The 255-nt window shown below is 49.8% G+C and carries 1 protein-coding gene; it reads left to right on the top strand.

Annotated features, from left to right (window positions below; all coding sequences use genetic code 11):
• Positions 1–123: 123 nt before the first annotated feature.
• Complete coding sequence (locus Q4563_RS21100; protein WP_303605914.1) at positions 124–249, top strand: hypothetical protein; 126 nt, start codon at positions 124–126, stop codon at positions 247–249.
• The last annotated feature ends 6 nt before the right edge of the window (positions 250–255 follow it).

Below are 255 nucleotides of genomic sequence, written 5' to 3'. Positions count from 1 at the left end.
CACATTGACCAAGCACATTGACCACACATACTGACATCAAACATTGATGACAGCACCCAATGCACTGCCACTCACCGCCGCCAGGCACTGCGCTGTGATCCGCTTTATTGACGGGATAAAGTCATGAATCGCGAACAAACACTCACCACTTTACGTAACCGCAAACACGAACTTCAGGATTACGTTGGGGTACGGGAACTGTCTCGGTTTGGTTCAACCGCTCGCGTCACCAACACCGACAATAGATAATGAGAC

The organism is Gilvimarinus sp. 1_MG-2023 (assembly GCF_030548285.1).
Note: the sequence above shows the minus strand (reverse complement) of the source record. Positions and strands in the feature narration are given on the sequence as shown.